We start from the raw sequence: 26,198 nt of genomic DNA on the forward strand, positions 1-26,198 counted from the left end.
CGAATGAAATCCAGACATTCAATTAATTTCTAATTCGTAAAAATCGTGAACAACAGCTCCAGCTCCAAAACCCTCTTTTTGCGCTATTAAGCCTTTATTTAAATACCTTCCCTCTTGTTCAGTAGATGCGCCAAAACTTAGATATTTTTTGTCCCTGTATGTTTCATTTATTAAATAATCCACAACCACATCTAATGCGCCAATTTCTCTTCCCTCATCGCTGTTTGCCAGATACTGAGTATGCACAATCGTTTCGTTCTCAAAAATTACTGACCCGGCTAAAAGATTATTCCCTTTTTTAGAAACAAATAACTTTATGTTGTCGGGGAATAAGTTTGATAACCGCTTTATCTCTTCAAGAGAATGCACAGGCTTTACTCCGTGGTTCTTTTTCAAAACATCAGTGAGTAATTCCCAGTAAGAATCATAATCGTCGCTTTGTGAAATTATTAAATTTTCTTTTTTTGCTTTATTTATGATCCACTTTCTGCCTTTTGAGTACTTAGGCTTATCACCCAGTATTATCGCAGACGAGACGTCTCTTCTGAATAGCTTTGCCTCATTTACAAAAAGCGCATATCTGTCTTCTTCCGCCGGATATTTATGGAAAATGCAAGGTAAAGCCTTATAGATTAGTTTTTCAATTTTCCTCTCTCTTAAATAATCCTTTAAGAGATTAAATATTTCGGACATGGTTTCCGTTCTCATTGAATCACTTACAACGAAACCGCCAAATGTCAGGCCTCCATGAGAAAAAAGCACATCATTTTTTAAATTCGATGGCAACAATGCTATTAATTTATTATTCTCATAGACCATCAAAGAAAAATCCTGAAATCTGTCAGAATGATATTCCATAAAATCCCTAAAGAAGATGAAATGGAGGTTTTTTGCCCTTTTAACAAAGGCGTCCCATTCATTTTTTTTGTCTGGTGAGTAAGGATTTATTGTTATATTTTTCTGTGTCAGCATTTCTTTAATATATTACTTTGCAAAAATAAAATGGTGTCATGATGGTTTGTTAGTTGCCTTGATGACAGCCTGATTTGGGCAGTAACTGTCAATGTCTTATCTCAACTTTCACTATGTGAGTTAGTGAAAATAAAATCCATAACAAGAATATCGGGGTAATGTATACAAGTTGCCGGTTATAAGCACTTAACAAAGAACTTCCTCCAAAGGAAATTAAACCAAATAAAATCACGGCATAAATTTCGTAAGGAATCAGCCTTCTCCCAAAGAAACTGGGATAGAGACATAATACACAGAAAACAACCAGGAACATGTCCGGAATAAGATATAAATAAGTTGTTAATTTCTGATAAGTATAAGTATAAGGAAAATTAAACAACATACGCCCAACATTAGCAGCCCAATTTTTAAAATATTTTAAAGGATTATGAATTATATTATTAATAGCCTGTTTTTTCAGCTCATCATCCATCTGAATAGGAGGCAGGGCCTCAAGTTTTTGAAATAATTTCAGGTGGTTTTTAAATTGTGGATTTTCATAAACATCTTTAAAATCCACCCAATCACCTAATTCGTTCTCATAAGGGGTGGATATCCAATACAGGCTAAGACCACCTGAATTTCCCCAATAAAAAATTTTACCTGTTAGCGTATATGTATAAAACAAATAAGGCAAACAGAGAAGCATAGCAAACGTATAAACTAAAGCGGTCTTCTTCAGCGTATCTTTTTTCTTCCAAAGATACCACGACAGAAAAATCACTAATCCACTCAAGATTACATAGCCAAAAAATATTCTTGTTAGTGCCAGATAGCCTAAATAAAACGATGCAGCCAAAAGATGGAACCGGGAATTCTTGTTATCATGATGTAACTTACAGAAATGAAACAAAAAACCACAGACTAAAAAAATGCTGACCGTTTCCGTAAGTAACTGATGGATATATCTAAAGAATGGAGGATATAACCCTAACAGGTATGAGGAAAATAACGCAGTTCGTTCCCTCATGTAAATAAGAAGAGTGTAATAGAAATAAAGAATAGCCAGAAACAGGAACAGTGGATTAAGTAATTTTGCAGTTAACCAAGGCAGTTTTAGCAGAACAAAGGGGAGAAGAATAATTGGGTATCCAGGCCCATTCCATAAATTTATTTTATTTAATGGAGAATAATGCCCGTGGGACAGATTAGTCGCAAACATTACGTAACGAACTTCATCGCCCCAAAAATCCCGGGAATAGCATAATAATACAATAACTATATAAAGCAATAGTAGCGGAAAAAATTTCAGAAGAACAGAAGAAGATGTTCGCGAATAATTCATAAACTGTCTCATTGAACTGTGTAAATCAAGCCCCCGGCAGATGGCGCTGCCCATATCCTGCCTGTTCCCTTCCATCCGTATTCCAGGTCATAAACTCGATAACTTGAACCGATTGTTCTGAAAAGTTCTCCGGATATATTGAAAAAAAAATTTCCCCCATCAACAGATTTATATATGCCTTCCGTATATTGCTCTACAACACCCCCACCTGTAAATGATGATACATATACAACATCCGAGTTCCCCGGTTCAACAAGAATAGCACCGGAAAAAACTCCTTCAATTCTCTTCTCCCAATTCTTGCCTCCGCTTATGCTTCTATACACAGATCTCCCAGCGCCAACCCACAAGATATCAGGATTATTGGGGTCTATCTCAAAACTCCCGCGCCGTACAAACAAGTCTTCCAGGCCTTTATTTATAGAAAACCATGTTTCTCCACTATCTATGCTTTTGAAGATCCCGCCCATACCGTTAGCCATTGATGCAATCCCTGCGTAGAGGGACCCGCTGCTATCTGACTCCAAGAACTGAAAATAAGTCATATCGTTAGCTCTCAAGGACCCTATTTTTTTTAATTCCCAGCTTTTCCCATCGTCACTGCTTTTCCAGATGCCCGCTCCTTCCTCACCTATATATATATTCGGAAACTTCTCTCCCTTGGTCAGGCAAAATTTTGTAATTAAGTGGCTTTTTTCACTTCCCCAACGTTTTAAAACCATCCATGACTCACCAGCATCTGTACTCTTCGCCATAAAAGAACTACCGGTTGGGGTTACGCAATAAGTATATACGACCCTGTAAGTAGTATCATTTGGGGAGAACCGTAATTGAGAACATTCTTCGTAAGGATTATTTATAATATTGTTTCGCCATGTATTGCCGCTATCGTCACTAATAATAAGACCATGATCGCCGTCAGATGCAAGAACTCTGTCAGGATTTTCAGGATTAACCTTGACAAATAAATAACCATCCTGCCGCAGTCCTTTAACTTTATAATACCAACTCTTGCCATCATCATCACTGCGAAATGCGGCTAACATATCAGTCATGTACCATCTATCAGTTTTGCGGTAATCAGCATAAACTGATGTCGTCCCATCCATATGCCCTTTCAAGGCATTGTAAATAAATCCATCATCATCTTGACTGTTTATTTTTGAAATCGACCATGTTTGCCCCCCATCTGAACTTCTTAACGGTCCTTCCAATGATAAAATAATAAGCGTCCCTGCTGGACTTACATCCATTAACCTCCTGCCTTTTCCAATCGCAAGCTTTTCGAATGAATGTATAAGAGCCCATGTTGTTCCACCATCCTCACTGCGATACAAATAGGCAGGAAAAGATCGAACAGAATATCTTGGCTCATACTCTACAGTAGATAGTTCCGCAACTAATGTATAAAGGATGTTTCTGCTTACAGGATTAATGGCCGAAGCAATAAATTTTCCTTGTGCACTTGACATCACTTTTTGCCAGGTTAATCCCCGGTTATTGCTAAGATAAATACCGTCTTCATAAAAGACCGCTATCACTTTCTTGTCATCTATCGGAACAACAATTTTCACCTCGTTTTTGCCGTCAACTGAAATCTCTTTCCAGGTTTTTCCTTTATCAAAGCTGGTTATTATATCGCCAGCCAATGTACAAACATATATTATTCCAGTTTTGCTTATAGCAGCAGGCTGGCCAGGCTCTCCAAAAATTGAATTGCCAAGCGCTTTAAAGTCTCTATTATTTACCCCTCGAAACCCGTTACCTTTGCTATAAACCAATTGCCAGTGTTTTGCCCTGTCGGTGGATTGATAAATGCCGTCTATGCCAACTGAATAGAGTATGTCCGAATTCGTTGGATCTACAGCAATCCCGCCTTTCCTCCCTGATGCGCCATAACTGCTCCACTTCCAGTGATCGCCAGCATCATCGCTAACAAAGACTCCTACCATATCAGAGGTCAGATAAACCCTGTTTATATCATTCAGATCAAATGCCAAGTCTTGGACCGCACCGCCTCCACCAGGTCCTACTTCTATCCATTTAGTTGGTTCACTCCAGACATTTTGAATGAAGAGCACGCAAAGTACACAAATAAAAATTATGGCTTTTACTATATGTATATTTCTAACACCTGCTTTCAAGTGCAGTTCCTCTCTCACAAGACAATCCCATTCCTATAAATGCAGAGAAAGTAAATATAACAGGTGGGACATTCAAATCATATCCGAAAGTGTAAATTAATAATATTACAACATACATTATAAGCCCCGTAAATAAACCTTTAATCTCGTTAGAAGGAGCTTTATTTTTTAAAGCAAACAATGTCGTAGTCAGTGAAATGAAAATCCCGGCAAAACATATAATACCGGCAATACCGGTCTCTGCCAGGACCTGCGGCCAGAACTGGTCAGCCGTCTGCCATTGTTCTAAAGATTGTTTTCTTAATTGGTCAAAGTTATATTTATCATAAACGGGTGATTTATATTTCAATGAAATCGCCCCGCCATACATTCCCGGACCAACCCCAAATAAAACATGGTCTTTCCATATCTCAATTGCTTTTTCTCTGGTATAATCCCGAAAGCCATCCCAGGATTTTTTCTCTAGGGAAAATATTGTAGGTGGTCTTTTTGCTGCAGACTTTGATAATACAGTGTATTCCGATAACGGACTTAAATAAAAAAGACTTATTGTGATAGGTACTAAACTAATTATCCACCATTTTTTACCTTTAAAAACCTGAAAGCCTCCTGTTAATATGAACGATGTATAAACTACTCTTGAAACACTGCCCAGGATCGCCGAAAAAAGAGAAACAAATATTGCGAAATTTACTTTTTCAATAATATGGGTATAAATAACAAGAATTAGAAGAATATATAATCCGGAAAAATTGTGATTAATCATAAAAGACGGTACTCTTAAGATGCCCAACCTCCACATATTTTCAAAATAACCTGATCTAATTTGAGGATTAATAATATAAGCAACATCAAAATAATAAATATCCTTTACATTTTTTTTTAGAATATAAAGATTGCCAACAGCCCATATTTCCTGAATAAAAGATATTGCGCCGAGAAAAACAGCAGTCATCAAAACAAGGCGGAATACTTTTTTAAATTCACTGAATTCCCTGAAAAATGCAGCATAAATAAAAATAACCAGAAAGTATTTTATATATTCAAAGGTGCCGTGTATGGTTGCCAGCATGTAATTGCCGTTTATCAAGCCAGAAATGAATCCAAGAATACTCAAGGCAAGAATTGGAGCCATTAAAATAAGATATAGTCTGTCGGGTTTTTTTTTACTTTTAATAAACTCAATGATTGCCATTGGAAGAAAAATAATTATTGTAAATTTATCAAGGCGGTTTAAGAAAGTTGATAATTCAGCAGACCAGAATTTATTAATAATATTGACAATTACATGCTGAAAGGGTAGAAACAGGAGCATGCCGGTCAGCCACCCTTTTATTATATTTAAATACATTGCCTGAATGAAGCTCTATCTCGATATGCGTGGGCAGTTACACTTATTAAAAGACAGTTCAAAAAAGATAAGCTTACATATGATATTGAGGTATATTGTATTTTAAAAAAATATTTCCTTCAGCTTGTCAGTTAAAACATCGGCAACTAATTCATGACCTTGATAGTTCCAGTGTCCCCAGTGCAGAGGTATTTCGTTTTTCTCATAGGACTGCCTAAATATTCTCTCTAATCCTATATATTTTAAATCAAGCTGTTTTGCATATTCCCTCATGTCCTCATCATAGAAGTCAGGATTGAATGAGGGATTGCTGGATTTGAATTTTTTTATGTCTTCTGATTTATAAGCATTTGCTAAGTCACATGTCACCAAGAGAAAACGAACTTTTTTCTCTTTACAAAAATCAACCATCTCTTTGAGCAACAATTTGTTCAAGCCATAACTGCCAAGGTACTTTTCATTTGGTTTGTCTGTAGCCAAGCTGAGGTAGCCATTTTGTAATTCTTGTGAAACCGTAGGCTTTATGGCTCCTGCCGCATGTTCAACTCTATAGAAATTATATCTTTCAGTCAGAAACGATATAAGTGCAGAATGTTTTTTTATAGGGTTAATGAAAAATTTGATTTTGAATTCAATTGATTTACTAAAACTATTATCCAACACCAGCTGGCCGTCATTTCCATAAATGTAAAAGGGACGGGTCTCGGGAGCTGTTTCTCTTCTTACATCTTGAATATCATTCTCCGGCAGAAAAAATACAATCACCATGTCAGGAGAAAATTTCATAACCTCATTTTTCAAGACCCATAATTCCTCAGTTTGCGTGAAGCCTGAGCGTCCAAAATTCATTAATTCAAATTTACCTCTTACATCACCATTTAATGCCCGTTCGGTCAACGCAATGAAAGTCCGGTCAGATTCAACCTGAAATGCCTCAACATAGCTATCTCCTAAGACGGCAATCCTGTGAGTATTCTTAGGTTTTTCTAATGACCACTCTTTATCTCTCCATCCAAACCTATTGATTTTACCTGTGATAGGATGATTATTTTCCTGATTAAACCAGTAACTGGCACCGAGCGAATGATTCCATTGTATATATGGATGTGGTTCTGCCCAAGAAAGGCGTGCTCCAAACAAATGAGTGGTACGAAGAATAATTTCCGTTGCGCCAATAACTAATACAAGGGAAATAAATATTAACGCAAGATTAAGCATAACTTTATTTTTCATATTATTTTCCGATTTCGCAGGACATGATTCCCGGAGAAAATCCCTGTGTGCTTAAAGCTGAAATATTCGTCAGAAAAAAGCTTAGTTAGTTTTCGATGTTCATTACTTTTAATATATAATCTTTCAACTGTATCACAGACTTGGGCCGTTCAATATTTATTCCGCTGTTCTTATTACAATGTACAATCAGGACAGCTTCTTTTTTATGCCCACCGGATATTTTCCTGTGGGTGTAGTTGGGAGTTACAGGCGGGGTAAACAGATCCATACCTACGCCGTATTCACCGTCAAGTTCAAATAAAACATCGGGAAGCCTTTTCTCGTACGTACCTCTATATATCTGCTCTCTTCTTTTAACCCATTTAACAATATCTTCTCCTAAAGTCTGGTTCAGACTCATCAACTCACTGATAATATTATCCCGCAATTTTTCATATTCCTCATCTCCTGTCTCTGTTATATCTACGCCGCCAAACGGATTAGCGCCGCAGAGATTAGAAAGAGTTACAGATGACCCCCCTCTATCAATCAAATAAGTTGATTTCTTAAGCGCCTTACGGTTAGGAACAAATTTAGCAATCTTATATATCCAGTCCTGAAGGCCGTATTTAGATAACGCTGTTAATGTAAGGACCTTTGTTTTCTCTATGATTTTCTTGAATCCGTTTCCACTTACTGCGAGATGACCATTTGCCCTTAAAATCTCGTTAAGGTTTAATGATTTTGTACATCTTTTTCTATGACCGTGATCGCTAATTACCAGGAGAACCGCATCTTCAGGCATTAACTTTTTGTATTTCCCGATTATGTCGTCAAAAATCAGATAAAACTCCTTTATTGAATCTTTCAAAGGGTTTTCTCCGGGGTAGAACACGTCTCCTTCGTCAGTAAATCTCCAAAGAAAATGTTTTATTCTATCCAATGTTAAAAAAGTAATAAAAAACAGGTCCGGATTCTGATCTTTATACAGCCTTAAGCCTGCATCAGCGAGTTGTTTCGTTACCTCTTTAGTACGCTCTATAAATTCATTAAGTTCTTTCTCGTCAGGATAATCAACCATGCCTCCCAATGCCGGAAACTCATATTTGCTAAGAAGGTCGTCAGGATAAGTACTCGTAGCCCCTCCTTCAAATACCGGACCGGAAACCATTGTCCCGTTAATCTTCCAGGCGGGATATGCCATAAACGGATTTATAATACAAACTTTTTTACCATTACTGCTGGCTATGTCCCAAAAAGTTTTGCCTCTAAAACTTGCTGACCTGTCGACCCCGTTTTCGGATTTCCTGCTTGATAAATAATCGATGCTTTCCATAAGTCCATGTTCAGCAGGGTTTTCCCCAGTGTAAATACTCGTCCATGCGCAGATTGAATCAGGCGGGAATGTTGAGTCATTTATGATTTCCGAGACATCGTTAAACATGGTTGAGAGATTAGGAAGTACGCCCTTCCATTGTTCCAGAAGGAAAGGATCAAAACCATCAATGCCTATTATTACAATTCTTGACATTTTAATAAATTAAGTGGTTGCCTGCTTTAATTTAACTGCCTTTTTCAACTGTTCGCAAAAAAGACTTTTCTCATGCTTGTCCAATATAAGTTCGGATTTGAAGATCAGGACGATCACTATCAGTGAGGAAACAATCAATCCCATATTATCTAAAATCAATATGCCGGGCAATAGACAAACTAAAACAGTTCTGTAATCTATTTTCATTCCAGATTTATTATTCAATGCAAATATTATTGTTAGAATTATAGCAAATGTAACCGTTGAAGCAATAGCAGCGCCTATCATGTTATAGCGGGGGATTAATAAATAATTCAAAAGGATGCTTACTGGTAACCCAATCAGGCAGCCAATAAAAGAGAAATAGGTTTTTTCAATAAGTTCTCCATACCCCTTTATTATCCAAAATATACTGTTATATATCCAATAAACAGCTAATAAACCTATCACGCTTGTTCCTTCTAAATATTGACTCCCGTAAAGCAATGACATGACCGGCTTTCTTAGTAGTACTAAAACAATATATGCTCCCAGGAGAATTAAGGTATTAACTTTTGTGGTAAAATTCAGCATAAACATTGCTCTATCTCTTTGGTTCTGTTCCCATATCTTGCTCAAGCTCGGTAATAACACACGTCCTACGATATTTCCAAACATAAACAGAATACCTGTGAAATTCATAGCAACAGAATAGACGCCAACTTCTCGCAAGCCGGTAAAACGATTAAGTAAAAAGCGGTCAGTATAACTTAACATTGCAAGCATAACGGGAGTTACAACAAACCAGGTTGAATATCTAAATATTTTGCTGTAAAAATTATTTTCCTTAATCGTCGAATTTTGAGAATTAGAACTAAGTATATATTTCCAGATAATGAATCCAAATGCAAGTGATACAATAATGAATGAGACCAGATTAGCTACAACGATAGACTTAACATCACGATAAAGCAATACTAAGACGATTCCCAAAATACTGTAGATAAAAAACTGGCTAAATACCAGAAAATTACTGATCTTAAATATTCTCAATCCATTGAAGAACCCCATAAAATTCTCATATAACACATATGGAGGAACTGTTAAGGCGCATAGAATAATTATGCTTTTATAGTTGGTTGAAGCATATAAAATTTCGGATATCTGTTTAGGAAACAACAAGCAGCAAAAAGTAAAAAAAACACTTACCCATACTGTCAATAAGCAAGTTTTTTTGAAAAAATCACGTAATTCGCCTTTTATCTCATATTGATGAACATATCTTTCATAAGATGAAGGAATTCCAAGTTTAGCAAAAGTTACTATAAAGGGGATAAAGAAAAAAGCCAAAGTAAATACACCATATTCACTGGGACCAAGCAGTCTCGCAAATATAACACCTCTGGCAATTTGGATTACATACTGAATTATTGTAAAGAATAAAATAATACGCGCAGACTCAATAATAGTTTCTTTTGTTAAAAATTTCTGCATTATTACACTGCTTAGTTCTATTTTTGTTGAGTTTATCTTAGAATATTCCACTTAGTCCGATGAAACCGTTATCAGTAAGGGATATGAAGTCTTTTACAGACGTTATCATTAATCTCCACAGCTATTTCATCAACAGGAGATGCGCCGTTTATCGTAATCCATCCGTATTGTTCCGAAAGTTGCAAGTATAATCTTCTTCTCTCCGTGAGATAATTAATATCAACACCTTCATCAGGTTTTCGCAAAAAGGCAATATCCGCAGGACAATCAATATATATGACTAAATCAGGGACAGGGAACAATATTTTCATCCAGAAAGAATTCAAGTTATTAAGCAGCCAATCATTTCTATCAGTTAAATTAATTGCCTGATCAATCATGGAATCATAAAAAATTCGATCACTTATAATCAGCCGCTTTTTGAGCAACCTTATCCTGACCTTCATAAATATCTGGATGCTGTAATCCATAAAAAAGAAACCCAACCATAAAAGCCTAAAAATTGGATTAACTAATAGTTTCTGTTTCTTTTTTTTCATCTCGCTTGAATCACTATTTGATTTAACTACATCTTTTACCGCCGTTTTTTTCCATCTCTTAATTAATGGTCTCAACAAAGAAGGCTCCCATCGACTCCAAACATAATCTGCTTCTATCCCCTTTTTTCTAATATTCTCAATTAACAGCTTGGCTTGAGTTGTCTTACCCGATCCGTCTATGCCGATCAATACAATAAGATATCCTCTATTCATACAACTTCTTCACAAGTCGCCATGATTTCGTCCGAAAATCTACCCCATGTAAATGGCTCTATTTTTCTTCTATTATTATATTCTTCCATGTTGTTGAGATTCTTAATTAATGCAATTAATTCTTCAGTAGTCTCAAAATACATAAGCCCCGGATCTTCCTTGAAAAAATTTACCAACCCGCCAAACCGCGTTGTGATAACCGGAAGGTTACATGCCATTGCCTCAAGAACCGACAGGGGCATATCTATTGCGGCAGTATCATACAATACAGGAAAAACGTAGAGATCTGCCATCTTGTAAAGTCTTGAAACATCATTAACATAACCATCCAATACGACAACCCCTTTTTCCTCCAGCTTCTTTTTTATATTATTATCTACTCCCATTGAAGAACTGCCAACAACAACAACCTGGATATTATGAAGTCCCTGAACCTCAATCAGGGATTCGATATTTCTGCTTGCCTTAATATGACCAACATGCAAAACAATCTTTTTATTGTCCGGAATGTTATATGCCGCGCGTATTGCGTCCTTCTCCTTTTTTATTACAGGGCGAAATTTATCGCTGTCCACTGCAGGCGGTAATATCTTCATCTTCAACTTCTCTTCATTAAAAAAACCCTGTGGAGTTTTTTTTAAAAGAAGTAAAAGATCAGGGCTTAAAAAATTTGCTATTAACGCTCTTATTACAGGGGAAAGCGCCCTATGTTGAATTCCCAGCATCAGCACCTTTGAGTTCTTGCTCATCAACTTCAAAATCTTCGCCCTTAAAAAACTGCCAAGCGAATAAGACGCGAAAGGAATATAAAGCACAATATCTGGGGAGTAAGTTGTCAGAATCGATTTTAAATTTTTATTTAATAAAAACTTATTTAAAACAACTTTAGTAACTTTCAAATCGTCTGTCTTGTTCTCTGCTTTGGTCACTATCATGACATTCTCTTTTGACTCAAGCTGCTTGCATAATGAAAACACAACATTCTTAAAGCCTTCGTCAAAAGGGGCACATAAGGCTTCCGAGATAAGGAGTATTTTTTTAACGTGCATGCTCTTTGACCTCTGATAACTCTTCATTTTATAATTCCTGAAAGAGCCGCATTTAACTCACCGTGCTGTAAGTATAGGCAAGATAAGCCTGCTCCACAATTCATAACCAACCGCATCTGGATGCACTCCATCCTGAGAATATCGGGCATCCATACCGCCGCTTACATCAATAAATTTAGAATGTAAGTCAATATATGTACAGTTCCTGACATCACACAATTTTTGCAGGGTGTTGTTTATGTTAATTAGCCGCTTATTTAGTGCCCGCCTTTGCCCTTCAACCGGCAACAAGCTTTGCACATATATTTTCTGGGCCTTAACTTTGTACAAAATGGTATTAATATTGTTCAGGATTTCTTCATCAGTACGATATGCCAAGTCATTATAGCCAATCATCAAGAACAGCTTCTCTATATTTAAGTTATTGACGTTCTTGTCAATTCGCATGATAACGCCCTGGGTTGTGTCAGACAATATGCCCCTGTTTAAAATAAACCATCCGGGAAAATACTCGGAAAAATTAAAACGCTTTGTTATGCTGTCACCGAGAAATACTATCACTTTTTTATCGAACATCTTTTTGTTTAAATAAGAATACTCCTCAACTGAATCCTGATACAGTGGGTCCTCGGTTATCGCATCAACCGGGCCATGAGAAAATTTATCGATATAATGGGATGGCCCAACATTTCTTCTAATGAAAAAGTAATATAAATTAAAACCAATAAGGCCTATAAGCAGAAAAGTTATCAGGAGGCTATATTTTTGCAGATTATCAGGCACACTTAATGACCGTGATTTTATGAGTGATATAGGATAACGATAGAACCAGACTTAGAAAAATGAAAAAAGTAACCGGCAGCATAGTTACATTCATTAATCCAAAAGAAGGATTATATTTGATCATAAAGTAACCGTGTAAAAGAAAAAGTTCATAAGATACCGACCCGCAAAAACGCAAGAAAACACTGTAATAATTTTTGTAACTATAAAAAGCTGTCATTATAATTAACGAGCTATTAAACAAGATGCTCACTAATTCATCCACGGCTTTAAAAATATCATAGCGCCAATGCTTACCGAGGTAGTTCAGAACGTATATCTTGCTTATGAGCACAACTATAAACACCGCTGCTGCGGAAATAAATATTTTTTTATTTTCTTTCATGAAAAGAGCCTGGATCTTTCCATGATATTGTCCGATAGCGCATCCGACCGGGAACGCAAATAACTGGTACCAGCCTAAACGTCTTTCAGCCACAAAGAGTACCATAGCGCATATGATCAGGAAAATGGCGGGTTTTTTGCTGCTTATTCTTGATACCGTGATATAAAAAACAGCGTACCAAAACAGAAGAAAAGTCATAAACCATCTTACATAGTCAATGTGTTGCGTAGTTTGGGTAACATTTATTCCAATCAGGGTTAAAGCAATATCTTTCAAGGAGTATGACTTTTCAAGTAGGGCATAATCCAAAAATAAAAGGAAGAAACTCACAATCCAATAAGGCAGCATCACCCTGTTTACCCTGCGGGACATGAAATCCCTGAATGTCGGAACCCTCTTCTGGATAGACCTGGTCAATCCATAACCAGATAGCATCAGGAATAATGCAAGACCGTCCCCGCTCATTATCAACCCGGCTTTTTTTTGAGACACATGCACCCACAGGTGGCCTAACATAATTAATAAGATAGCAATCCCCTTAAGCTGGTCAGTTTGGTCCCTGTCCAAAAATGAAGCGCTTTCAGTTCTCCTGAGAGAGAAGACAGCAATGCATACCAGGAGTGCAAGGATAATTAAATTGACAGCATCCGGATTCTCTACCGGCATTTTTACAGATTCATAACTATGGATCAATTGTTCTAACATAGATGATTCTTGCTATTTTTCGGCTTGCCTGCACTCTTAAAAAGATGAGTCATCGCGATAGACTTGTAAAAATAGATTCATATCTCTCTATCATTTTTCGGAGGGTAAATTTCTCTTCCACTTTTTTTCTTCCCGCCCTCCCCATATTTTCAGCAAGGCCCTTGTCTTTCAGCAGCCTTAACACTGCTTCCGCCAACGCGTCAGCATCGCCGCACGGGATTAAATATCCTGTTTCACGATCAACAACTATTTCGGGTGTGCTGCCAACACCGGTAGCAACTACAGGCTTGGAAGCAGCCATGTATTCCAGTATTGCATTTGATACAGCTTCAAAATCTGAAGGCATAACAGCTACATCAAACAGAGAAATAACCTGATGAATATCTATTATTGCGCCTAAAAAAAATACGTTTGACTCGATCCCCAGGTCCCTCGTCATCTCTTCTAATTCACCTCTTTGCTTCCCATCGCCGACAATAAGAAAATAAACATCAGGATATGCAGTTAAAATTTTTCTGGCCGCTTGTAAAAATACGGTATGCCCTTTTTCTATTGATAACCTGGCAACTATTCCAACGACAGAGAAATATGGGTTAAGACCGATCTTTGCTCTTAATGTTGCCTTGTCAACAGGCTGCTGAAATCGCTCTATGTCAACGCCGTTATAAACTACTTCCATTTTTTGCGGCTTAATCCCTTCATCCTCAATTAGTATTTTTTTGTGCGAATCTGCCTGAGCGATTATCATGTCTATTAATGGTGACGCCAAAACTGTTTTATTTATAATTCTCCATCGAGTAGCGTGTGAAATTGGAGTCGGCTTTGCTATTGTCATTCTCGTAATGCAGGCGCCGACTCCTGTTAGTTTAGCGCATAAAATACCCCAGACAACTGTCAGCGGGGAATTAATCATAAAAAGGATATCCGTATTATTTTTTTTCATAATGCGCAATAACTTCCACACCCCGGAAACATCCCATTTGCTTTGCATTAAATTGTAATAAACTTCAATCCCTTCATTCTCGTTTACAAGCTTCATCCCCAGTGAGCCGAAATCATAAAGACAGCAGACAACCGGGTTGAATTTTTTTCTGTCTAAATTTGATATTATCTGGAACATATGGTTTTCTGTTCCACCCAAGTTGAATGACAACAACAAAAACAAGATGTTAGTTTTCTTCATTGTGTAAGGCTATGCAGGACAGCAATGATATTCAAAAAGTTATTTTAAGTCATCGAGGAATACAGATGTGGAAAAATACTCAGAATTATTACAATTTCCGGATTTATTTTTTTGTCCTACATATATTTGACAAATTTATTGCGTTCATCGACGAGTAAAAATTGAGGTATCAATTTTTCATTAGCCCAGGTAAATGTCATGATGGTCACCTTGTCACCCTTATTGATCAGGTGAGCAGCGGCCCCGTTCATACAAATAATACCTGAACCTCTTTTCCCTACGATGACGTATGTTTCTAACCGGTTGCCGTTGGTGTGATCAGTCACTAAGACATGGTCTCCAGATCTCAGGTTGGCTTTTTCTACAAGGTCCTCATCAATTGTAATACTCCCGATATAATTTAAATCAGCTTCTATAACACTGGCTTCTATTATGGCTGATTTCAGCAATAAGCATTTCATTAGAATTCACCCCCTTCAAGGTATTGAACAAATTTATTATTCTTGTCAACAAGAACAGCTTGAGGCTTCATGTCTCCATCAGTCCAGGCAAACGATATAATGATAATCTCATGTCCTTTGTCAACCAAATGAGTGGTTGCTCCGTTCATCGAGATAATTCCGGAGCCTCTTTTCCCTTTCATGACATAAGTCTCCAAGCGCGAACCGTTTATATTATTTACAACCAAAACCTTTTCATATTCCTTCAAATTGACCTTCTCCATCAGTTCTTCGTCAATTGTTATACTGTCAAAGGGATGCGCATTCATTTCAGTAACGGTTGCTTTATGGATCTTTGATTTCATGGCCAAGCGCTCCTGCGATATGTCCGAAACAATAAACCTGAGCTTCCCTGAAGGAGTTAATGGGATTTCATCAACAATGTTAAAGTTAACCACGAAGTTTTGACCGGCTTTCTCCTTAATTTCTTTTTCAAGGAGTTTCGTAGATTCCATTTTAAAATCCTTGTCAGGAACAATTTTCATTGTTACGCTGTTTTTTTCTTTTTGAATAACTTGAAATTGTTTTATCCCTGGGACAGAGCGCGACATGTATGTCCAGAAAAACCCTCCAAGGCTTTTACCGGATGGGGTCACAATCATGTCAAAAGACCTTCCCTCGACTTTCTCCATCAATGGAAATACTCGGCCGCAACTGCATTGCGCATCCGATACAACTCCAAAGTCTCCAACTCTATATCGTATAAATGGCATGTAATAGTTATGCAGATCAGTGATGACTATTTCACCTACTTCCCCTTTCCGGGCCGGTAAATTGTCGTTCAAAAATTCAATATAATACATGTCATTAATAAGATGTAATCCATGATGATCTGCGCATTCATGCGCAATATTTGGAAATTCGTTACTCCCATACCGGTCATAAACGATGTTGCCAAATACTTCTTCTATTAATTCCTTTTGAAAAGAGAACGATTTTTCACCGGTCAAAATAATTATCTTCGGCTTGACGTAGGCAATATTGTTTTTTTTCAGGAAATCCGCAAAAGCAAACAGGGCCGACGGGTATCCTCGCAGAATTTTCGGTTTAAATCTTCTAAGCGTCTGAGCATATTGAAGCATTGATTTTTCTGACATGTCAAACGTTGACAGGAAGATAACATTTTGCATGGACATTTTAATCTTTTCAGATATCTTTTTGCTCCTGCTTATATCGAAGGGGGTCCCCCAGAAAGCCGCTTCCTTATCACCTATATTTATGCCGCACCATTTATTCAGCCGGATCATGTTTGCTTTCGAATAATTGCTGGAACTCACATCCTTATAAAAATAGAGAGGTTCCCCGGTTGAACCGCCGGTGTTCCCAGCCTCGCCTTTCCGGCTTTCATCCAGGGTGATCATTTTATTGCTATTATTTCTAATTTCTTCCTTGGTTAGTATTGGTATTTTATTGAAATCATCCGCGTCGTTAATATTTTCAGGTTTTAGTCCTAATTCATTAAATACATTTGTATAATATGGGACATTTTTGTAGGCATAGTCCAGCAAGCGTTTTAATTTCACCCACTGCAGCTCTTTTAACTCATCCCTCGACAGCCATTGATTCTTCTCAAATTCCCTCAATGTGGGAAATACGTTGTCGCGGCGTAAAAATCTGTACGCAGGATAAATTACATTTTTGACCAGTGATGGATGCATCAGGTTTTCCCTCCATAGAGCAATTTCTTAATTGCGAATTTTATCAAGTACCTAATCTTATACAGCCTCTTAATCCAAAGATATATTTGATGACCCTGAAAATATTTTATATTAGCAATAAAAAAGCCTGGCTCGGTATATGAAATTAAGCGATCACGCCAGAAAAATGCATACGAAGAACCTGTGCGGTTAATTTCTGACGCATCCTCTCCTAAAGCATTTTTCACTTTTATCTCGTCATAAAGTAATGTCGTAGAAACATAACCGGCTTCCCTGGCTGTTTGTAACGACTGATCATTCAATGCCCCTCCAGGCCAGCAAAGAAATTCGACTTTTTTTTTGAGTTTATCTTCCAGTAGCTTCCTGCTCTCCATGAGCTCATATTCATATCGCTCTTTCTGCTCATTGTCCGTTTCGAACCTTCCTTTTAATCCTTTATGAGATTTATAATGCTCAGCCTGGCGAAATAATTTTTCTCTCCAGTCTTGTTCTTTAAAAAAGTCTGCTCCTTGAGTTCTTACAAAATGCGCCATAAACCTGGAGAACTCTTCATCTTCAAAATATCTTTTTACTCCCAGCGATCTTCCATTTTTGTAAATAGGGGCGCCGTACGGCACGAAATGTTCCTGGTTTTCAGTCATATAAAAACTCTTTCTTTCAGGATGACGATTCCAGAAAAGCCACGGGTAATTATTGTTGCCGGGATGATGAAAGTCAATAATTGTCTCATCAGTAAAATACCATGTATGAGACATGGAATGCGACTGAATGTCCATCACCCCTTCATCTTCCATAAGTTTTAGTTCTTCCCATGAAAGAAATCCTTTGGATTCCAAATGTTCAATATCACCTTCGTTATTCCATACATTTAATAAGCTAGTCCGCACAATACAACGGGGATCAACAAATTCAGGGTTCACAAATATAGTCCCTTTAAATCCATATTTTTTTAATAAGGGGTATGCAAATACCCAGTTATCCAGATAACCATCATCGAATGTCAAGACAATAGGCCTGTGAGGCAATTCCGTTTTGTTCTTCCTGTGGTCGTAGAGCTGCTGCAAAGAAATAGTATTCATATTGTGCCTTTTCAACTGAAGCAATTGCTGCTCAAACAATTCCCAGGGACAGATTAAATCATTCCATATCCAACCGGGGGTTACAACGCCAATATTGTGATACATAATTACCGGGACAGCAGGAGATTTCATATTATTCAATTTTAGCACTCACCTTCATCAGATGAAACACATATGTAGGCACATGGCCTTGCTGACCTTAAGGCGCTGCCGCTAAGTATTCATCGGAATAATAACCCTCAATATCTTGCACAAGCTTTTCGGGTAAAAGATTGTCCAAATAATATTTCCGGGCGTTATTCTGAATTTCGTGAATATTTTTATTTTCAATAACTGATTTAATTCTTTCGACTAATGAATCAACATCGCCCGCCTTAAATAGAAAGCCGTTCCAGTTATCCTTTATTAATTCCTTATTCCCGCTGATATCACTGGCAATGACCGGTTTACCGATGGCAAAATATTCAACCAGGACAAGAGGCGTTCCCTCTGAAATTGACGAGATCAAAAAAAAGTCTGATATAGCCCAGATTTCTTCCAACTGTTCATAATAGTTCAAATACCTAATGTATTCTTTATCGAAATCATTTTCTTTAAACACGGTGGGGTCACTCATCGGCCCGACAATCAGCAAATTCACTTTTATTGCATCTTGATTAATCTTACCGACCGCATCGAGGGCAAGACGGTGGCCTTTAAGTCTATCAATCCTTCCAATAATTGTTAAAACGGGTTTATCATTGGTTATGCCGAGTTTTTGCTTAATCACTTCTTTATTGTACATCAATAAGTTTTTTTCAGAAATGTCTTTGATTATCGGGTAGACCAATTTGAATTTCCGTCCGGGATTATCTATTTTCTTAACCAGAGAAATTTCTTTCTCCAAAACTACATTTGAAATGGCTATATTGATTCTGGCCCGGCTGAATATTCTGGACTCCAGAAACAGGTCCCACTTTTTTTTCCATTTTCCAAGACCATAGTTTGAAGTGAAAAGAGGTATTTTAGTCAGAATTGAAAGAAAGTATGCATACCGGTACAGCCAGTAATTGTGCCCGTGTATAATGTTAATGCGATTTTTTTTACAAAAATAATAGCCGACTGGCAGGCAGTAGAAATATCGTTTAGGAGTACATTTTAATGTGATAATCTTTATAGGCAGCTTATGGAACAGCTCTTTGAGGGGACCCTCATCTTGAGTGACAAAAATATAGTGATCAAATCTGCTAAAATCAGCATTATTGAAAAAATTCAGAAGATTCGACTCCATGCCCCCTACAAAAAATGAATTAAAGATGTGCAGGATTTTTATTTTCTCACTCACCAGCCATTTTCTCCAACACTTGCTTATAGTCTTCTTCCCGGCCTATATCGTACCACTCTCCCCCAAACTTGTAGACATTGATTGGTTCCTTTAAAGAAATAAGCTTCTTGATTAATGTTGGAAAATCAAAATATTGCTTCTGGGGAATATTGCCAACAATGCCCCTGTTAATAACATAAATGCCCATGCTTACATAAAAGCTGTACGTAGGCTTTTCAATATAATCCCGGACATCACTGCCATGCAATTCAAGCACGCCTAAAGAGATAGGCACTTCTTTTTTATAGGAGCATATCGTGACCCTCTTTCCCGACTTCTTATGATTCCCTATCAAATCAGTAAATCTTAAATCTGTTAATACATCACCGTTTGTTACGATAAATTCTTCTTCTAAATTCTTTATGAGTGCCAGGCATCCTACGGTGCCAAGGGGTTCTGTTTCAATAAAGTATTTGATCTCAACTCCGAATCTCTCGCCGTTTCCGAAATAAGCCTGAATAATGCCGGCCAAGTAACCAACAGATATTATGATTTTCTTGACGCCACCTTCAACCAGTTTATTAATTATAATTTCGAGTATCGGTTTTTCGCCGATAGGCATCATAGGTTTCGGTAAGATTGTCGTATAAGGCCTGAGCCTGGTGCCTTTGCCGCCGGCTAATATAACTGCCTGCATCGTTTACCCCTTAAATAAAATATTTATTGGAATATTCTATTTGGTATTTTTCAAAAAACATTATTACTTCTTTCAGTCCTTCTTCAAGACTGAACTGCGGTCCCCAATTTAACATATCCTTAGCTTTAGAATTATCACAAAGCAATTCCCCAACCTCGCTTTTTTCAGGTCTTATCCTCTGCTTTTCTTCAACTATCTCAAATTTTCTGTTGAGTATTTTGGAAATTATATCTATGATCTCTCCTATCGAGTAAAACTTTCCTGTCCCAAAATGAATTGTTTCACCTTTTAAGTCCTTTCTGCCGGCAGCTTTTATGTAGGCATTGACAGTATCCAGAACATATGTAAGGTCCCGCTTGGGGTCTAAAGAACCAATATGTATTTTATCTGAGTGAAGCGCCTGTGAGATGATCGTCGGGATAACTGCCCGCCTTGATTGTCTGGGGCCGAATGTGTTGAAGGGTCTCATAGTGGTGGCATTCAGATCAAAGGACCTGCAATAGCTTTCAACCAGTTTGTCAGCCCCTATCTTGGTAGCAGAATAAGGAGATTGACCTTGCAAAGGATGTTTTTCGTCAATCGGTTTGTAAATGGCTGTGCCATATACTTCACTGGTGGAAGTGTGCAAAAAATGTTCTATATTGTTCCTGAGACCTGAATTCAGCAAATTAACGGTTCCCATTATATTGGTCTGAATATAACTTAAAGGCGCTACATATGAATAAGGAATTCCGATTAAAGCGGCAAGATGAAATACTATGTCAATGCCTTGCGTCAGTTTGTCGCAAAAGTTCCCATCCTGAATGTCTCCGAATACAATTTCAACTTCAGGAATGACATTTTTATCAATATAATTTAAATTGGCGATATTACCCGTAGCATTATAATGCACCAACGCTTTAACGTGACAACCTTTTCTGACTAAATTTTCCGTCAAGTGACTTCCTATAAATCCTCCCGCTCCGGTAACTAAAACGTTTTTCCCTGACAAATTAACGTCCATATTCCACCTCGACTATTTCTTTGAGTGAATTATTAATGTCATATTCCGGCTCCCATCCGAGCTTACATATTTTTTCGTTTGAGCCGACCTGATAATTAATCCCCTCTTTAACGTAATTATCTTCCGCCTCCAAAGGCATCTCTGAAATATTTAATATCCCCTTTAATATTGTTATAACCTGTTCAATATTAATACCGTTGCCCGTGCATATGTTGTAAACTTCACCGCCCTCACCCTTTTCAATAAGCAAACCGAGTGCTTTGCAGATGTCATTAATATATATAAAATCCCGCATGGCATTCAATGTCTTTAGTTTGACTGTTGTTATTTCATTATTTTTATACCGCACTATGCGGTCAATGACTGCAGGAATAAAAAAGTTTTTATCCTGAAAAGGGCCTATGACATTAAACAATCTGGCAACCACAACATGCTGCTTCGGGTGATAGCTCAACCCGATCCTTTCCTGAATGTATTTTGCCTTCGCGTAAGAGTTACCAGGCAAACAGAATGAAGCTTCATTAACAGGTTCCATCGAACTTCTATAGACAGCGCTGGTACTGCAAAAAATAATTTTGGGGTTTATAGCTAATTGTTTAACGGCTTCATTCAAGTTCAACTGGATCATCAAGTTGCTTTCATAAATGTCAACATCATTCCGGGTTTTGTGATAAGATTTGCCCGCAAGGTTTAATACAGCGTCCGGTTTGTGCTTATCAAGAATTGATAATAGCGCGTGGTAATCCGTCAAATCAGCTTTATTATCATCGCCTGTCTTGCCAGTTACCGGAACAATGTTATATAAATTGCAAAACATTTCAGTAAATTTTTTACCGATAAACCCCCCTGCGCCAAAGACAAGTAATTTCATATTCTATTTAAATTCCGGCAACAATTTATGCCGATGTACTATCTTACACATTTTGTTTTTGATATAAACTGCTCGCTATCCCGCCAAATAAATAAAACATAGAGTTTGGAAACGGGAAAAAATGCATCTCAATCAATTGAGCATTTATTAAATAAATAATAAACATTCCCAAAAACATCGCAATCAATTTGCCGCTCATAAATCCGTTCTCAGGCAAAAGACGGTATAATTTTATAGAGACCTTAACCATACTAAGCATGATGAACAAAATAAGACCCAGACCGACAATCCCCAATTCCGCTAAAACGCCTGACCATGTATCGTGGACATTTGTCCCCTTGCCAACACCGATAGTTTTAGGGACATTTTCCATTTTATATAGGTACTTTGGACTTACTTCCATAAACTTGCCGTATCCAACTCCAAATATTGGGTGATCAAGAAAAATCCTCCAGACTACTCCATATAAACTGGCCCGGCCATACACTGGTGATACTTGTGTCATTCTCTCAATAAATTTGTCTTTAAAGCTATCTTTGTTATACATCTTTTCTGCTCTTTCCGACCAATCAAGATCAGAGCTTAATTGTTTGTAAACACCGGCAAATAATATCGACAACACTAATAAACATCCTACAAATACCACTCTTACACGGGGGTAAAATACAGGGAATATAAATAGGGCAATTAAAAAAGCCAGCCAGCAAGCGCGTGTAAGAGTGAATACAAGCGTGATCAGCATGACTGTAATGGAAAGAACATAAAAAATCTTTAACCATCTCTTTTGCTCATGGAGGACAAGGTAAGTTGTCATGAATAATATCATCCCTATTACCGTGCCATTCACTGAAGCGTTTAAGAAAGGCCCCATTGATCTTCCCGCATGGACCCAGCCCGACAAAATATAGCGAGGGAAGATTAAGTAAGTCAATTTAAAATATTCAAATATGCCTGTGAGACCCAAATAAAATCCAACAATGGTGAAAAAAATGAAAACCTTCTTTATCTTCTGTTCATCATCAATTAAGTTTTTACCAAAAAAATAAATACTAAAAGGCATCCCATAACCGCTCAAGAAAGTGCTTAATTTTAGTCCTCCCTTCCCCTCTGAGATAAGCGTACCAGCTACGAACATGGACGCCACAACATAAACACTAAATATAACCATTGAGCTTTCAATTTCTAAATTACCAAGAACAAGTTTCCTTTGTCTAAACGCAAGTTCTGTCAAGATGATAAAAATTATAGAAACCCAGATTAACCTTTCAGGGAAAATGTCCGGAAGAACAGGCAGAGAAAGTATTACACCTTCTCTAAACAGCACTGCTACAAACCATAATAACAACGAATTCAATAGATTCTTTCTCTGAATAACAAACACTATCGGGGCTATGGCAAAAAACCAGAAAAAAGTTAATAACGCTGCTGGAGAAATGAAAGAATAAACGCCCCAAACGCTGATTAAAATAATTATGGTTAAAAAAACAACTTTTACAAACATTTTCTTTAAATTTCAGGAAATGAGAAAAAAATGGCACTGCTCCGCCTTTTCAGTTACATAAGAAGCAATGCAAGCTGATAATAGTTTCAAATAAACGGAATAAACACGGGATGGTGAAAATATGTCCGGGCCCCGCGTGTTCGCTAACTACAATTTATTAAAATAAAGACGGCAACAGAATGATTACCTTCAGATTTTCTTAAAGTATTTACAGGTCTCTTTCAATCCTTCCACAAGTGAGACCTTAGGTTCCCAATGAAGAATTTTTTTTGCCCTTGCATATTCGATTACACTTCTTCTTTGTTCCCCTGGCTTAGGAGGACCATATTGTTCTTTAATACAGGGATTTATGATTTCTTTAAGACAATTAAACATCTGCTTGACTGATGTCTCTACGCCGGTACCGATATTGAATATGTTCTCTGATGTGCTATTTGTTATGGCTAAAATATTAGCCTGAGCAACATCTCCGACATAAACAAAATCCCTTGTCTGTTCCCCGTCGCCGTTAATAATCGCCGGTTCACTATTAAGTGCCTTTTTAATAAATATCGCTACTACCCCGGCTTCACCGTGAGGGTCCTGCCGAGGGCCGAAGACATTTGAATAACGTAAAGCAACATAGTCCATTCCATAAACTGTTTTATAATAGTAAAGGTAATGTTCTGCAACAAGCTTGGTGATACCGTAAGGACTTATCGGCTTTAACGGGTGAGTTTCAGGAGCCGGAAAAACTTCTTGCTCGCCGTAAATAGCTCCTCCCGTTGAAGCAAAGACAACTTTTTTCACGTTATACTTGATACAATTTTGAAGAATGTTAATAGTGCCCAGTATATTAATTTTGGCGTCAAAAATTGGATCAGCAACCGAAAGGCGTACATCTTTCTGGGCAGCATGATGATCAACAAAATCAGGGCGTTCTTTTTGAAAAACAGATTCCAGTTCCGGGTCCTGAATATCTAATTTATAAAATTTGGCTTTATTATTTATATTCCTCTCGCTCCCGGAAGAAAGATTGTCAACTATTACCACTTCAAAGCCTTTATCAATAAGTCTCTCAACTAAGTGAGAGCCTATAAAGCCGGCACCTCCTGTTACTAATACTTTCATTTTCTAATCCCCTTTATATCCATTTGTATAGTATCTCCGGTATCGGGAACTTGCGATTGTTCAGAATTACACCGACTATGTTAGATTTTTTTTCTTCCAGCGGGGTGATTGCGCTTTGAACAACATGACGTCGTACCTTGCCCTCATTTACAACAATAATAACTCCATCCACAAAGGAGGAAAGAATTGCAGCGTCGGTAAAATTCTTTAAATCAGCACATTCAACAAAAACTATTTCAAATGTTTCTTTAGCCTTTTGGATCACTGCCCGCATATTGGGAGATTCTAAAAGCGTTATTGGATTTAACGTAGTATTGCCTGAGGGCAAGATGTATAGACTTGGCACTAATTCATGTAATGCTTCTTCAAACGAAATTCTTCCTTCAAGCAAATCACACAGCCCGGTGGAGTCAGAAATGTTAGAAACCTGCGCTATCGAATGATCCCTCAGATTCGCTTTTATAATAAGGACCCTGCGTCCCTGCATGTTAGCCAAATACGCTGCGAGATTAGTAACAAAAGTTGTAGTTTCTTTTGAACCTTCAGCATCGGTTAGTATAAGAGATTTCAGATTTTTCTCTTTCATTACGATATCTAACTGCCTGGAAAGATTCTGAAAGGATTGAATATATTTTGGGTTCTTTGAATTTGTATTACTTATAAGTAGACCATTTTGGCGCTCCTTTTTGGGGATTGAAGGAACAGAGCCCAAGAATGGAATATTGAGAAATTTTTCTAAATCATGCGGTGAGTTAAATGTACTTTCGGAAAATTCAAACAAGTAGGCAAAAATAATTGATAAAAATATACTTGAGAAAAAAGCAAATACAAGCATAAGCCCCTTAGGCGCCGCGCTAATCTCTTCTCCGGGGTCAGCCTGCTCCATTATTTTAACGCTGGCAGGACCAATGGCTTCAATTTCAGGTAGTCTTTCACCATTAAGGGTTTTTTTCCATTCATCAATATAAGTTTCTAATTGTTGTATTACTGTATGTTTTTCTCCATATTGCAATTTAAGTTCAAGAATTTGTTGTTCAAGATCGAAAATAACATACGAACGGCTTAGGGAATTTGCAATTAATGCGGCTTTTTCAGGAGTAAAATCTTTGACAGATACGGCGAAAAAATTTGTTTCCTTGACGGGTTGTACACTTACACTGCCGAGCAATCTCCCAAATGCCGCGTTAAATAGTATGTCCTTCTGTTGTTCTGGTTTTAGTTCCTGAAATTTCTGCTTCATGTTCTTAAACCTGTAATCAATAAAAGCCGCTTTAAGAGGAGAAGCAAAATATCTCTCATAATCAAGCGGCGTTTCATAAAGCTTGAGCGCTTCAACTACGCGCAGCAAAACGATGCGGGATTTTACCAGTTCGGAATGTTCATCGGTCAAGCTTTTTTGTGAAGATGCGATAAATCGGTAATATTGTGACTCTGTTTCCTTCTGCGCTTTAACATACATCTTAACCGTGGCCTGATACATTGGCGTCTGAAATTGAAGTCCAATATAAACAGGAATCATTATTGCTATAGGAATGATGACAAATATAAGCTTATGCCTGAAAAGGACTTTTAAATAATCACGTAAAGTAACTGCTCCTACATTAGCAGCCAT

Annotated in this window: 22 protein-coding genes; all 22 read right to left on the reverse strand. The window is 37.4% G+C overall.

Features of this window, described 5'->3' with window-relative positions; translation table 11 throughout:
• Positions 1-18: 18 nt before the first annotated feature.
• The gene (locus HZB61_06865; GenBank protein MBI5056316.1) at positions 19-954 is read right to left on the reverse strand and encodes a GNAT family N-acetyltransferase; all 936 of its coding nucleotides are present in this window, start codon (positions 952-954) and stop codon (positions 19-21) included.
• 106 nt (positions 955-1,060) lie between these two features.
• A complete protein-coding gene (locus HZB61_06870) occupies positions 1,061-2,350 on the reverse strand; it encodes a glycosyltransferase family 39 protein (protein MBI5056317.1) in 1,290 nt (429 codons plus the stop codon).
• A complete protein-coding gene (locus HZB61_06875; GenBank protein ID MBI5056318.1) occupies positions 2,305-4,458 on the reverse strand; it encodes a hypothetical protein in 2,154 nt (717 codons plus the stop codon). Before HZB61_06875 ends, HZB61_06870 begins: the two co-directional genes overlap by 46 nt.
• A complete protein-coding gene (locus tag HZB61_06880; GenBank protein MBI5056319.1) occupies positions 4,424-5,635 on the reverse strand; it encodes an O-antigen ligase family protein in 1,212 nt (403 codons plus the stop codon). Before HZB61_06880 ends, HZB61_06875 begins: the two co-directional genes overlap by 35 nt.
• A gap of 258 nt (positions 5,636-5,893) precedes the next feature.
• A complete protein-coding gene (locus HZB61_06885; protein ID MBI5056320.1) occupies positions 5,894-7,024 on the reverse strand; it encodes an SGNH/GDSL hydrolase family protein in 1,131 nt (376 codons plus the stop codon).
• An 85-nt stretch (positions 7,025-7,109) separates the two neighbouring features.
• Positions 7,110-8,534 (reverse strand): alkaline phosphatase family protein, encoded by a 1,425-nt coding sequence (locus tag HZB61_06890; GenBank protein MBI5056321.1) that lies wholly within the window; start codon positions 8,532-8,534, stop codon positions 7,110-7,112.
• A 9-nt stretch (positions 8,535-8,543) separates the two neighbouring features.
• The gene (locus HZB61_06895; protein ID MBI5056322.1) at positions 8,544-10,007 is read right to left on the reverse strand and encodes an oligosaccharide flippase family protein; all 1,464 of its coding nucleotides are present in this window, start codon (positions 10,005-10,007) and stop codon (positions 8,544-8,546) included.
• Positions 10,008-10,078: 71 nt separating this feature from the next.
• Entirely contained in the window at positions 10,079-10,759 is a 681-nt protein-coding gene (locus tag HZB61_06900) for a hypothetical protein (protein MBI5056323.1), read from the reverse strand.
• Entirely contained in the window at positions 10,756-11,808 is a 1,053-nt protein-coding gene (locus HZB61_06905) for a glycosyltransferase family 4 protein (protein MBI5056324.1), read from the reverse strand. Before HZB61_06905 ends, HZB61_06900 begins: the two co-directional genes overlap by 4 nt.
• Positions 11,809-11,865: 57 nt before the next feature.
• Positions 11,866-12,591 carry a hypothetical protein gene (locus HZB61_06910; protein MBI5056325.1) on the reverse strand — a complete coding sequence of 242 codons (726 nt, stop codon included), beginning with the start codon at positions 12,589-12,591 and terminating at the stop codon, positions 11,866-11,868.
• Complete coding sequence (locus HZB61_06915; protein ID MBI5056326.1) at positions 12,584-13,681, reverse strand: acyltransferase; 1,098 nt, start codon at positions 13,679-13,681, stop codon at positions 12,584-12,586. Before HZB61_06915 ends, HZB61_06910 begins: the two co-directional genes overlap by 8 nt.
• A gap of 49 nt (positions 13,682-13,730) precedes the next feature.
• Complete coding sequence (locus HZB61_06920; GenBank protein ID MBI5056327.1) at positions 13,731-14,864, reverse strand: glycosyltransferase; 1,134 nt, start codon at positions 14,862-14,864, stop codon at positions 13,731-13,733.
• Positions 14,865-14,980: 116 nt separating this feature from the next.
• A complete protein-coding gene (locus HZB61_06925; protein MBI5056328.1) occupies positions 14,981-15,325 on the reverse strand; it encodes an aspartate 1-decarboxylase in 345 nt (114 codons plus the stop codon).
• Positions 15,325-17,022 carry an aspartate 1-decarboxylase gene (locus HZB61_06930; protein MBI5056329.1) on the reverse strand — a complete coding sequence of 566 codons (1,698 nt, stop codon included), beginning with the start codon at positions 17,020-17,022 and terminating at the stop codon, positions 15,325-15,327. The genes HZB61_06925 and HZB61_06930 overlap by 1 nt, the downstream gene beginning before the upstream one ends.
• Positions 17,022-18,251: a polysaccharide deacetylase family protein gene (locus HZB61_06935; protein ID MBI5056330.1), complete on the reverse strand. Its 1,230-nt coding sequence runs from the start codon at positions 18,249-18,251 to the stop codon at positions 17,022-17,024. Before HZB61_06935 ends, HZB61_06930 begins: the two co-directional genes overlap by 1 nt.
• 49 nt (positions 18,252-18,300) lie before the next feature.
• Positions 18,301-19,425 (reverse strand): glycosyltransferase family 4 protein, encoded by a 1,125-nt coding sequence (locus HZB61_06940; protein ID MBI5056331.1) that lies wholly within the window; start codon positions 19,423-19,425, stop codon positions 18,301-18,303.
• On the reverse strand, positions 19,418-20,101 hold the full coding sequence (locus HZB61_06945; GenBank protein MBI5056332.1) for an NTP transferase domain-containing protein: 684 nt from the start codon (positions 20,099-20,101) through the stop codon (positions 19,418-19,420). Before HZB61_06945 ends, HZB61_06940 begins: the two co-directional genes overlap by 8 nt.
• Before the next feature lie 10 nt (positions 20,102-20,111).
• On the reverse strand, positions 20,112-21,104 hold the full coding sequence (locus tag HZB61_06950; protein MBI5056333.1) for an SDR family NAD(P)-dependent oxidoreductase: 993 nt from the start codon (positions 21,102-21,104) through the stop codon (positions 20,112-20,114).
• Positions 21,094-21,975: an NAD-dependent epimerase/dehydratase family protein gene (locus HZB61_06955; GenBank protein ID MBI5056334.1), complete on the reverse strand. Its 882-nt coding sequence runs from the start codon at positions 21,973-21,975 to the stop codon at positions 21,094-21,096. The genes HZB61_06950 and HZB61_06955 overlap by 11 nt, the downstream gene beginning before the upstream one ends.
• A gap of 43 nt (positions 21,976-22,018) precedes the next feature.
• Positions 22,019-23,476 (reverse strand): O-antigen ligase family protein, encoded by a 1,458-nt coding sequence (locus HZB61_06960; protein MBI5056335.1) that lies wholly within the window; start codon positions 23,474-23,476, stop codon positions 22,019-22,021.
• Positions 23,477-23,665: 189 nt separating this feature from the next.
• On the reverse strand, positions 23,666-24,586 hold the full coding sequence (locus HZB61_06965) for an SDR family oxidoreductase (protein MBI5056336.1): 921 nt from the start codon (positions 24,584-24,586) through the stop codon (positions 23,666-23,668).
• Positions 24,587-24,599: 13 nt separating this feature from the next.
• Positions 24,600-26,198, reverse strand: a complete 1,599-nt coding sequence (locus HZB61_06970; protein ID MBI5056337.1) for a polysaccharide biosynthesis tyrosine autokinase — start codon at positions 26,196-26,198, stop codon at positions 24,600-24,602.

This window comes from Nitrospirota bacterium (genome assembly GCA_016214845.1).
Taxonomy (GTDB): domain Bacteria; phylum Nitrospirota; class Thermodesulfovibrionia; order UBA6902; family UBA6902; genus SURF-23.

Excerpts from the sequence above, each read along its gene's own strand:
- HZB61_06945 (MBI5056332.1), bottom strand. The coding sequence starts at position 20,101 with ATGCAGGCAGTTATATTAGCCGGCGGCAAAGGCACCAGGCTCAGGCCT.
- HZB61_06905 (MBI5056324.1), bottom strand. The coding sequence starts at position 11,808 with ATGCACGTTAAAAAAATACTCCTTATCTCGGAAGCCTTATGTGCCCCT.
- HZB61_06885 (MBI5056320.1), bottom strand. The coding sequence starts at position 7,024 with ATGAAAAATAAAGTTATGCTTAATCTTGCGTTAATATTTATTTCCCTT.
- HZB61_06900 (MBI5056323.1), bottom strand. The coding sequence starts at position 10,759 with ATGAATAGAGGATATCTTATTGTATTGATCGGCATAGACGGATCGGGT.
- HZB61_06920 (MBI5056327.1), bottom strand. The coding sequence starts at position 14,864 with ATGAAGAAAACTAACATCTTGTTTTTGTTGTTGTCATTCAACTTGGGT.
- HZB61_06930 (MBI5056329.1), bottom strand. The coding sequence starts at position 17,022 with ATGCATCCATCACTGGTCAAAAATGTAATTTATCCTGCGTACAGATTT.
- HZB61_06970 (MBI5056337.1), bottom strand. The coding sequence starts at position 26,198 with ATGGCTGCTAATGTAGGAGCAGTTACTTTACGTGATTATTTAAAAGTC.
- HZB61_06895 (MBI5056322.1), bottom strand. The coding sequence starts at position 10,007 with ATGCAGAAATTTTTAACAAAAGAAACTATTATTGAGTCTGCGCGTATT.
- HZB61_06915 (MBI5056326.1), bottom strand. The coding sequence starts at position 13,681 with ATGTTAGAACAATTGATCCATAGTTATGAATCTGTAAAAATGCCGGTA.
- HZB61_06880 (MBI5056319.1), bottom strand. The coding sequence starts at position 5,635 with ATGGCAATCATTGAGTTTATTAAAAGTAAAAAAAAACCCGACAGACTA.
- HZB61_06955 (MBI5056334.1), bottom strand. The coding sequence starts at position 21,975 with ATGAAATTACTTGTCTTTGGCGCAGGGGGGTTTATCGGTAAAAAATTT.
- HZB61_06950 (MBI5056333.1), bottom strand. The coding sequence starts at position 21,104 with ATGGACGTTAATTTGTCAGGGAAAAACGTTTTAGTTACCGGAGCGGGA.
- HZB61_06960 (MBI5056335.1), bottom strand. The coding sequence starts at position 23,476 with ATGTTTGTAAAAGTTGTTTTTTTAACCATAATTATTTTAATCAGCGTT.
- HZB61_06925 (MBI5056328.1), bottom strand. The coding sequence starts at position 15,325 with ATGAAATGCTTATTGCTGAAATCAGCCATAATAGAAGCCAGTGTTATA.
- HZB61_06870 (MBI5056317.1), bottom strand. The coding sequence starts at position 2,350 with ATGGGCAGCGCCATCTGCCGGGGGCTTGATTTACACAGTTCAATGAGA.
- HZB61_06890 (MBI5056321.1), bottom strand. The coding sequence starts at position 8,534 with ATGTCAAGAATTGTAATAATAGGCATTGATGGTTTTGATCCTTTCCTT.
- HZB61_06965 (MBI5056336.1), bottom strand. The coding sequence starts at position 24,586 with ATGAAAGTATTAGTAACAGGAGGTGCCGGCTTTATAGGCTCTCACTTA.